Annotated in this window: 12 protein-coding genes and 1 pseudogene; 5 read left to right on the forward strand and 8 right to left on the reverse strand. The window is 31.1% G+C overall.

All coding sequences use genetic code 11. The features are described 5' to 3' along the window. Window positions 1-25 precede the first annotated feature (25 nt). Window positions 26-91, forward strand: a pseudogene (locus KI356_RS08495) (DUF4878 domain-containing protein); the annotation flags it as partial. Between the two features lie 39 nt (window positions 92-130). Here KI356_RS08495 and KI356_RS08500 read toward each other — a convergent pair. The 3 genes from KI356_RS08500 to KI356_RS08510 all read right to left on the reverse strand — a co-directional run bounded on the left by KI356_RS08500 (window position 131) and on the right by KI356_RS08510 (window position 2,442). Next, window positions 131-583 carry an SMI1/KNR4 family protein gene (locus KI356_RS08500; RefSeq protein WP_000551585.1) on the reverse strand — a complete coding sequence of 151 codons (453 nt, stop codon included), beginning with the start codon at window positions 581-583 and terminating at the stop codon, window positions 131-133. Between the two features lie 12 nt (window positions 584-595). Continuing rightward, window positions 596-1,828 (reverse strand): WXG100 family type VII secretion target, encoded by a 1,233-nt coding sequence (locus KI356_RS08505; protein WP_000107156.1) that lies wholly within the window; start codon window positions 1,826-1,828, stop codon window positions 596-598. 371 nt (window positions 1,829-2,199) lie between these two features. Then, the gene (locus KI356_RS08510) at window positions 2,200-2,442 is read right to left on the reverse strand and encodes a hypothetical protein (protein WP_000467112.1); all 243 of its coding nucleotides are present in this window, start codon (window positions 2,440-2,442) and stop codon (window positions 2,200-2,202) included. Window positions 2,443-2,542: 100 nt separating this feature from the next. Between KI356_RS08510 and KI356_RS08515 the strand changes: the two genes are divergently transcribed. After that, window positions 2,543-3,145, forward strand: a complete 603-nt coding sequence (locus KI356_RS08515) for a hypothetical protein (RefSeq protein ID WP_000751948.1) — start codon at window positions 2,543-2,545, stop codon at window positions 3,143-3,145. Between the two features lie 333 nt (window positions 3,146-3,478). Here the strand turns inward: KI356_RS08515 and KI356_RS08520 are convergent, their stop codons facing one another. From KI356_RS08520 to KI356_RS08530, 3 genes are all read right to left on the reverse strand, one after another. Continuing rightward, window positions 3,479-3,634: a hypothetical protein gene (locus KI356_RS08520; RefSeq protein WP_000394773.1), complete on the reverse strand. Its 156-nt coding sequence runs from the start codon at window positions 3,632-3,634 to the stop codon at window positions 3,479-3,481. Window positions 3,635-4,150: 516 nt separating this feature from the next. Next, complete coding sequence (locus KI356_RS08525; protein ID WP_000385108.1) at window positions 4,151-4,663, reverse strand: helix-turn-helix domain-containing protein; 513 nt, start codon at window positions 4,661-4,663, stop codon at window positions 4,151-4,153. A gap of 21 nt (window positions 4,664-4,684) precedes the next feature. After that, the gene (locus KI356_RS08530; protein ID WP_000202840.1) at window positions 4,685-5,035 is read right to left on the reverse strand and encodes a zinc-finger domain-containing protein; all 351 of its coding nucleotides are present in this window, start codon (window positions 5,033-5,035) and stop codon (window positions 4,685-4,687) included. A gap of 229 nt (window positions 5,036-5,264) precedes the next feature. Here KI356_RS08530 and KI356_RS08535 point away from each other — a divergent pair, with 229 nt between their 5' ends. Continuing rightward, the gene (locus KI356_RS08535) at window positions 5,265-6,308 is read left to right on the forward strand and encodes a tyrosine-type recombinase/integrase (RefSeq protein WP_001021543.1); all 1,044 of its coding nucleotides are present in this window, start codon (window positions 5,265-5,267) and stop codon (window positions 6,306-6,308) included. 138 nt (window positions 6,309-6,446) lie between these two features. Further along, window positions 6,447-6,773: a helix-turn-helix transcriptional regulator gene (locus KI356_RS08540; RefSeq protein ID WP_000019024.1), complete on the forward strand. Its 327-nt coding sequence runs from the start codon at window positions 6,447-6,449 to the stop codon at window positions 6,771-6,773. Between the two features lie 591 nt (window positions 6,774-7,364). Here the strand turns inward: KI356_RS08540 and KI356_RS08545 are convergent. Beyond that, window positions 7,365-7,643, reverse strand: a complete 279-nt coding sequence (locus KI356_RS08545) for an AbrB/MazE/SpoVT family DNA-binding domain-containing protein (RefSeq protein ID WP_000843061.1) — start codon at window positions 7,641-7,643, stop codon at window positions 7,365-7,367. A 67-nt stretch (window positions 7,644-7,710) separates the two neighbouring features. Further along, entirely contained in the window at window positions 7,711-8,142 is a 432-nt protein-coding gene (locus KI356_RS08550; protein WP_000894389.1) for a hypothetical protein, read from the reverse strand. 390 nt (window positions 8,143-8,532) lie between these two features. Here KI356_RS08550 and KI356_RS08555 point away from each other — a divergent pair, with 390 nt between their 5' ends. Next, window positions 8,533-8,727, forward strand: coding sequence for a hypothetical protein (locus tag KI356_RS08555; RefSeq protein ID WP_033672094.1), 195 nt, complete (start codon window positions 8,533-8,535; stop codon window positions 8,725-8,727). Window positions 8,728-8,924: the final 197 nt, after the last annotated feature.

The following is an 8,924-nucleotide window of genomic DNA, read 5'->3' on the forward strand; positions in this document are numbered from 1 at the left end:
AAGTTGATGGGCATGTGACGGGACCCCTAATAAGGTAATCGTAATTGAACTAGAGAAAACGGATGATGGTTGGAAAATTAGTAAATCATAAAAAAACGGTCTAGAATTCTAGACCGTTTTTTTAGTTCCCTCAATCTTCTTCTTCAAAATCACGTAGACTAGCAAGCAATTCTGTAAATGTTGAGCAAACAGGATATATTGCTTTTTCCATGTCCTCTTCTTCATGGTCCCAAAATACGATTGTTGGTAATGCGGAATTATTACGATAGTCAAAGCATAAGAAATTCCCAAAAGGATCATTTGCGAAAGGATATATATTGTCTAATAATTCTTCTTTTATATCTTCATAATTTTTTACAATTGAATACTCATCTTCTATATGGAAGGTCAATAAATCATTGAATACATTTTCATCTTGTCCTGGTACATCAAATATTTTAGGACGTGGGTAACCTCCATCGTATTTCTTCACACATTCAATAAAATCATTAGGTAGTTTAATGTTAAAATATTTTTCTACTTGTTCGATTTCATGATCTGTTACTTTTTCATTACTTACACCAACCCATACAATGTTATGCATTAATAAACCTCCCTATTTTTCTCCGTCTTTCCCCCAGATGTTATACCCACCCGTGTGACCAGTTTGCTTATGTAATTTCGCGTCTACAAGCTGCATTCTTCCTGTGTCCTGATGGTGATGCCATGTATATGTTTTGGGTTTCTGACCATTTTTAAATAATTCAATTTCTTCTGCTGTAAATTTAGCTGCTAGTTTTGGATCTTCTAATATCTGTTCATATAACAGCTTATTACATATTCTATCATGAGTAGGTCTTGATTTTTTAAAGTCAACTTCTTTTAATTTTACTTCAGCAAAAGCATCGAAAATAGGGAATCCATTTAAGTCATATGGTATACCTGAAACTGGATGTTTATTTCCAGCTAACTCACCCATTCTTAAACTAATTGTCTTTGGACCATTTTTACCTTCATAAGTATATGGAGCTGCTTTCTGCAAGTACTGTTTAATACTACCGACTCCCGCATATGAAAGATGATTTCCAGCTTTGAATTCATAATTGTTTAATATATGTAATGCATTTCTATATGTCGGAGAATTAATTACAAGTGATTTTCCTTTAGTAAAACCTGTAATAGCAGCTACCTTCCCAACTTGTCCTGCTTTACTAAGACCCTTATCCCCCAGAAGCCCGAGCCCTAACGTTGCTATACCATAAGCTACATAATGCTCTCTACTTTCCAGATCCCCATTCCAAAATTTATTCATAAACGTATCTGATACGGTGTTCCATGCAGCAGGAATAGTCTCCCTATAGTTTACAATTGCATCTTGCATATTCAGCCAGGTTTCTTTATCACCTAAGGATATCAGTCCTTCCCACGCATCCACTGCACCATCTACAAACCCAGTAGAAATACCAGTCCATGCAGCATTTAAATCTTTTTTATTGAAAAATGACTCTTCTGATTTTGGAGGGAGTTTTCCACACATGGCACCTTCTTGAATATCATGGTCAGCTAAATTTCCACCATACAATTCATCTGCATCTCGGAATTTAACAGCTGCACGTTCTAATTCTACTGCTATTTTATCTAATTCTTGCAAGATGTTAAACATCATTGGCTTTGCTTCATTAAACATCTGATAAAAACGATCACTGCTTGCTCCGCTCCACTGAGAAGCTATATATTCAGTTTGAGAGTATAAATCTTTATGTATATATTCTAATGATGATCTCGTATTTCTTACTGTTTTAGCAGCTTGTTCTAATTGTTCCGGTGTTACCTTAATTTGTGTGCTCATTCCATCCCTTCTTTGCATATATATTATGAAAATTATAACATATCATTCTTTCGTTAATGGTTATCATTTGAAAATATCCGTTCCAAAAGGCGAAAGTATGTCCCATCATAAAAACAGCCCAAATTCCTAATGAGAAATTTGAGCTGTTTCTGTTATAAATATGTTTTATTTTATATTTTTTCATAGACTTATTTCTTTCATTGCTAACAAGGAATCTTAATTATTTCAAAATTTCTAAATAAAAATAACGGCATAAACCCCTTAAATAACCGATTTTTCCTAACTAGCACTATATTAAAATTGTTAGTAAAATATTCCATTTATCTAATAATTTGTTATAATCGTATTTAATAAGAATTATTGTTAGTATTTTACAAATTTATGATGTATTCTCCTATCCAAAAAATAAAACATAATGCTACAAAGCCAACAAGATTTATCATTACTTCCTTTTTTGTAGGTCTGTCTCTAAATATAAAAGCGGATAAAAACAATAAAAACGCCATTCCATACAACCACCAAACTGTACGAGATATGCTAAACAACCCTATAGACAGTGCAACTACAATAATTACGTAAATACGTTCATTTTTTGAAGTAATCTTACCAAACATATTGACTCCTACCTCCTATTTTTAGAAAATAATTACTTTTCAGAGAATGACTGTATAATATATTGTATTAAATTTCTTATACAAATGAAAGGGGATTATTATGAAAAAAACATTATTAGCAGGAAGTTCATTGGTTTTATTACTAAGCTCAGGGTTTGCATTTAGTTCAACAACGCAAGCAGCAGAGAACAAGGAAGGAAATTCACCTGCAGTTTCTTACAACCAGGATGTATCAAAAGAAAATAGAGCAATTGATATTAGTTCATTACCTCAACAAGATTTAGACTCTTTATTCCTAAATGGACAAGCTCCCTTTAATCCAATAACACCTAAAGATTCGGATCAAATTCAATATGTTCACCCCACAGCTGGTACATTCAACTGGAAATATGTAACGACAACTTATGGAAACAATGTATTTTATAATGCCTCATATCGTTTTATGGTTAACGCAGCTATAGCAGGTTTAGGTGCTGGGGTTATAGCGAAAATCGGAAATACGTTTGCTTCTGGTGTAGCTGGGTATGTAATAGGTGGACTATCTCTTCCTAAAAGTAAAAACTATTGGTGGACTGTACAAAAATGGCAGGATCAAGATGCATACAATGTTTATATTAAATACAACATTAAAGTTTATTCTGATTCTGGACGTACAAAATTAGTTGATTCTTATACCGAGCAATTTGCACAAAGATATAGATAAAACCATTGCCGTAAAATATATTAAAGACTAACTATTAAATGGGTTTGCTTGTTTTCAAAATAAGCAAACCCTTCCCTATAAAACTACTTTTATTTTTTATATCACTTAAATTAGGAATCACAGTATAAACCACTTAATTTAGTCCCTCATATTTCCAAACGTTGACCAAAAAATGAAAATATGGTATGTTTACTTTAGATTAGTTATATATTGAATGCATATTCAGTATATATAAAGTATAGTACTTAACTGAATTGCATAAACTAAAAAAGACGAGATGCTGTCAACATCCCGTCTCATAACTGCTACTGTCAAGGTGGCTGTTATTATGCATTATCTTTTTCTTTTAGACCCACGCTTGTACTTTGGTCGGTGAAGCGCGGGTTTTTTGTTGTCTTTTTTTTCGAATTGCTTTTTCAGTGCGTATGCTGAAACCTCACGCACAACTGCTCTTGCAATTTCTTTTAAAAGTTCGAACAAAAATTCCATGTTATATCACCCCCTTTCCTTCCAAATGGAAAGAAGGGATAATAACAAGCCCACCTTCACACGATATACAGTTATACTTCTATTTTACCATACTTCAACAATCTAAAATAGAAAATCTGTCCAATTTTAGTCTGTATATAATCTTTTAGTTAAGGAGTTTTATAAGAATTTAGTTTACTATAATCTGAATATGTATACTGTATTTCTTGGATTTTTCATAATTGACCTTAGTTTCATATGCTATTTTTTGAGAATATAATTTCAAATAAAACGCCCTTGTAATTATCCACTTTATTTTCCTTTATTTTCTAACTTATATATATTAACCCTTTTCTTGAAATTACAGTGATTTTTTTAGGAATGCACCCGAAAAGTGACCTCTCAAAATCGTCTGTAATCGTTTTTTGTGTTTAGGGTAATGTAATTGCACTCGGAAGAGAGAAAGTTTCTTAAAAATGAAAATAGAACCCTTTTAATGTTTTTTCATTTTTCAGGGATCTATTCTCTCTGGGATTTCTATTCTTCTATGTCTTCTTTTACTTCTGCAGATAAAATGTCTTCAGCAAACTTCTTGTAGCCATTATACCCTTTCTTTGCAGCCTTTTTCTTTATTGCTTCTACTACCTTTTCATCAAGATAGAGACTTAAATGCTGCTTTTTCTCTTTCGATTCTTCTTTTGATCTGTTTTCAATTCTTTCTTTGAAAATTTCCAAATCCTTTTTTAAGTACAATCGTTCAGTTGATTTCCCTTTAGCAATCTCTTTAAAGGGCAATATCCCATCTTTAGCTGCATTATGAACGTAAGTCTTAGACTTACTTAGAAATTCAGCTGCTTCTTTTAATGTTAAAGAGTCTTTGTATAATTCCTCTAACTTTTCTACATCTCCTTGCTCAAAGCGATATCCGCCATCTGCTTTCCAAGTGGCCATATTGATAGGTTCGATGTGTTTATACTTAATTAAATAGCCTAATTGATTTTTTGTTAAACCTACCCTATCGCATACCTCTTCTAAAGATAAATAGTCCATTTCTCACCTCATCCGAAACTTTCATTCTAGCTGTTGTTTAAATTTTCTTAGTTGATACTTTGTTAAACCGGTTTCTTTTACTACATCTGTGATTGAGTACTCTTTATACTGAAGATACTTAAAAGGATTTTCCATATAACGTTCCCGTACCTTATTAAATGTACTCTTTTTCGATAAAGAATTCAATTGCTCTCCTTTCTCTCGGATGGAATCGAAAATGGGACAACCTTTACAATGTTTGTAGTTTCTCTGTTTTGCCTGTTCTTGCTCATCTGTACAATTCACTGATAGGTTGTTCAGAGGGCAAATTGAACAATGGGTATCTTCTAAGTTATGGATTTCTTGTAAAATTTTCAGACGAAGACTAGTCAAAAAAATCTCCTCCTACCGCATTTGGATTGAAATGTACAAAAAAATCAATTAAACATTTCCATTATACATTACCTAAATAGAAACGTTAAATAATAAGCCAAAAATATATATTTAAACATTTCATTTTATACCACAATAAATTATGTATTTATTGTGGTATAATTAGAATCATAAAATTTTATAAAAATATATGTGTATCTTTTCATTCTATTAAAAGGTGTGTGTAAATTTGAATATTATAAATTACGAACATAATAATCAACTTGTAAAATCTAAATCGGATTTTTTTGATAGCAGTCATTTCGAAAAAATTATGGGTTTGGGTATCCGTAATATTGACTACTCCCAATTAAGTGAAGAATCATTAGTTTATTTATTTTTACATGATGAGCCTTCTTTAACGAAAAAAAGAAGTGAGCGAACTAAACAACAGTATCTGCACGATCTTTCTCATTTTCTTCGTTACATAAAAGAAACCATTGGAACCATCCAGGAGCTATCCCATAATGATATGGAAATCTACTTCTATCAACTAAGTAAGAAGTACGCGGCCACCACATTACGTCGAAAGAAAACAGTGGTTCAGCAGTTTTTAAAATATGTGTATGATAACAATGGACTCTCTGACAACTTTAGTAGTCGTCTCAAAAAAGTATCTGTAAAAAAAGAAGAGCTAGTCAATCGTGATCTCTTTCCAGAAGAAGTGAACGAAATTCTAGATACATTGAAGAAAACGAATTTCTTTATGTATTCCTTGTTTTTCCTTCTTACAACTACTGGACTCCGGATTGAGGAAGTTGCAAATGCAAAGTGGGCTGACCTTGCATTCCACCCTTCTTTAAATGTTTATCTCCTACGTGTAGTTGGTAAAGGAAATAAAACGAGAGAAGTTCGTATCTTTGAAGATGTACTTAACGATCTCTGTCGTCTTCGTCAATTACGAAAACAAACGAGTGAATTAGATGCCTCTAGTTCATCTGCCTTTCTACCTAAAGCGGATGGTTCTCATTATAGGGCCGACTACTTATCAAAATATGTAGCAGAAAAAATTGAAGAAACTAATTTACCATTTCTGCGTTACCGAAAAGATAGAATAACTCCTCATACCTGTAGACACTTCTTCGCCAATCATTTAATGGGAAAAGGAGTCGAACTTAAGAAAATACGTGACTATTTAGGACATGAGTCTATTATGACGACGGAACGTTATTTAAGAGAACGTACAAGACGTCAAAACTTGGCCACAATAGATATCGGAAATTCGTTATTTTAGTAAGTATATATATAATAAGAAGAAACTCGATTGATGTATCGTTTTCTTCCTATTTTTCTGCTCATAGAACTCTAAATATCTCTCTTTCATCATAACATTTACACTAACGTTATAAATCAGAAAGGAATAGGTAAAGATATGTCCCATTTAAGCAAACGACTTGCTGAATTGCGAAAAAAACGAGGATATACGCAAGCCGATATATCACATCGCCTAAACATCGCCCGTACTACTTATGCAAATTGGGAATATGGAAAAGCTGATCCTGATGCAGATTCGATAATGCGGATTGCAGAGCTACACAATATCTTCATAGATGAATTGTTCGGAAGAAATAATCCTCTAGAAAGTAAATTAGAATCTATTAAAGTAGCGTTAGCAGATATACCTGCTGAAAAGCAACAAGAAGCGCTGGATGTTCTTATTAATTATACATATTTCATTAAGAAGCACTTTCTATCATAAGGTAAAAAATAAGTTTGAAATTCATGAAAAGGTATGTGTTTGGATCATCTATCCATACCTTTTTGATATTTGTGAATGATAAACTCTACATAACGATCTAAATAATCTGAATTATTAAAATGAAATCCATCAGTAGCAACTAATATCTTATTTAATGCATCAAACTAATTATTCTAACAAACCTGTATAGTATAATTACATATTTATAATGCCAAAGATCTATTTCTTCTTTTGTCTGCATAGCTCATATTAACAATTAATTTTGTATTGCTCGGAAAAATAAACAGCCATACACTGCATTAACCCTAAAACAAGAACGTTTGTTCTTATTATATTCCCACTTAACTTAAATAATCAAGTCGTTTCATGAGAATACGTTCGTTTTCTAAAAGAAATTATGTATTTTTCTTGAATTTATATTCATATATATAGAATGTGTGATTATTTATGCTAAAATGAATGTGATATGAAATATTGCTAATATATTTGCCATTATAAAAGTAGTGTTTTTAGAATCATGTTGGTTTAAGACAAAGAAAAAGACATCTATAGAGATGTCTTTTTCTTTGTAATGTACTAAGAAGAATGTTGTTATTTAACCAATTGCTGTTGGATTTCCTTAATTAAAAGTTCCGCCCCTTCTGGACTAAGAACAATTTTATTATTTGCTAATGATATATTTTTTTCTGAAATATCACCAGTTATTGCACAAGCATCATAAGATTTATATTTTTGTAAAATAATCTTTTCATCTTCTACAAATATTTCTATAGGATCTTTTTCTGCAATTCCTAATGTTTTTCTTAACTCTTTCGGAAGAACAATTCGCCCTAATTTATCTACTTTTCTTGTAACACCTGTTGATTTCATGTTTAAATCCCCCCTTTATTTTTTATATTTCTAGCTACTATCTGCATGTAATACTACAATTATATATCTAAATTCCTTTGTCGCCTTTTATCTCATTTTCCCTTTCTTTAGCTTCTAAGCTAAATTTAGCGTAAGTCATTATTTTTTCTAGTTCATTTTTGGAAGCATTATAATCTTTAATATAACGTTCTTTTCTTCCAGGACTCATATATTTATTTTTTTTCATTTCGTTTATTGTTTCTATATTCATGACTTTTCGTTTTCCCTTTTTCTCATATAAAAGTTTTAGATGTATAGCTAGGCCTATACTCCAAAGAGTAAAACCAATAATGAAAGATTGTAATGGATGTGCTGAAAGAGAATGATCAATAATAATGAAATAGAGAAAATAAATAATTGAGATTGCAAACAAAAATGAATTATAGTATTTTTGTATATTTTTGTATTTATGTATTTTTATTTCGTGTTGTTTTTTTCTCATTTCAATAGTCTCTAACATGTATAAATTATCTCCTTTTAAATAGGACCAGGTGGTTATTTTTTATACTATCCCCTTTTAACACTAAATAGAAATAATAGTGAAGCCAAAGGGACTATTCCTTTGATATTGCTAGTGTTTGCGCCCCTTGTTTACTTATGTTTCACTAACAACAAATAACCTTATATATTGATTATATAATTAGAGTTAAAGACGAACAACAATAAACTTCATGAAGTTTATTGTTATTTAGTTAAATGGCTAGAAATTCAATAGTATTGCTATTATATATCTATAAATAAGTAAAAGGATGTTCAATATGACTATATGTAGCTACTTCCATTTTAATTGAAATTTCAACTATATAAAGTAACACTTTTAATATAAGTAAGGGAGCGATTACTGTTGAAAATGACAAAAGGAGATTCAATACTCCGTTTGCTGACAGAAATTAAATTAGAGCTGAAGGAAACAAAAGAAGCTATTGAAAAATTAGATGAGAGATTAGAGAAAATAGAAAAACAAACACTTTCTACAAATTCATTTAAACTTGCTCTAAATACTCGAAAAGAAAAAGATTGGAAATATCCTTCTAAGATGAAATGAATTAGATTGATATTTTTCATTTTAGAATATATAGAAACAAGTAGAACATCTAAATAGGTACCTTTAATCATTTAATATAGATATCGCAATATAAAGTACAATGAACATTGTTTTCTTTCTTACTACCACACGGAAATTGTCCCCTAGCTCATGCTAGGGCTTTTTCTAATAACCCAATATAACAAAAAAGACACTTA

The sequence above is a fragment of the Bacillus hominis genome (genome assembly GCF_018332515.1).
Taxonomy (GTDB): domain Bacteria; phylum Bacillota; class Bacilli; order Bacillales; family Bacillaceae_G; genus Bacillus_A; species Bacillus_A hominis.

Excerpts from the sequence above, each read along its gene's own strand:
- KI356_RS08500 (WP_000551585.1), bottom strand. The coding sequence starts at position 583 with ATGCATAACATTGTATGGGTTGGTGTAAGTAATGAAAAAGTAACAGAT.
- KI356_RS08505 (WP_000107156.1), bottom strand. The coding sequence starts at position 1,828 with ATGAGCACACAAATTAAGGTAACACCGGAACAATTAGAACAAGCTGCT.
- KI356_RS08510 (WP_000467112.1), bottom strand. The coding sequence starts at position 2,442 with ATGTTTGGTAAGATTACTTCAAAAAATGAACGTATTTACGTAATTATT.
- KI356_RS08515 (WP_000751948.1), top strand. The coding sequence starts at position 2,543 with ATGAAAAAAACATTATTAGCAGGAAGTTCATTGGTTTTATTACTAAGC.
- KI356_RS08520 (WP_000394773.1), bottom strand. The coding sequence starts at position 3,634 with ATGGAATTTTTGTTCGAACTTTTAAAAGAAATTGCAAGAGCAGTTGTG.
- KI356_RS08525 (WP_000385108.1), bottom strand. The coding sequence starts at position 4,663 with ATGGACTATTTATCTTTAGAAGAGGTATGCGATAGGGTAGGTTTAACA.
- KI356_RS08540 (WP_000019024.1), top strand. The coding sequence starts at position 6,447 with ATGTCCCATTTAAGCAAACGACTTGCTGAATTGCGAAAAAAACGAGGA.
- KI356_RS08545 (WP_000843061.1), bottom strand. The coding sequence starts at position 7,643 with ATGAAATCAACAGGTGTTACAAGAAAAGTAGATAAATTAGGGCGAATT.
- KI356_RS08550 (WP_000894389.1), bottom strand. The coding sequence starts at position 8,142 with ATGTTAGAGACTATTGAAATGAGAAAAAAACAACACGAAATAAAAATA.
- KI356_RS08555 (WP_033672094.1), top strand. The coding sequence starts at position 8,533 with ATGACAAAAGGAGATTCAATACTCCGTTTGCTGACAGAAATTAAATTA.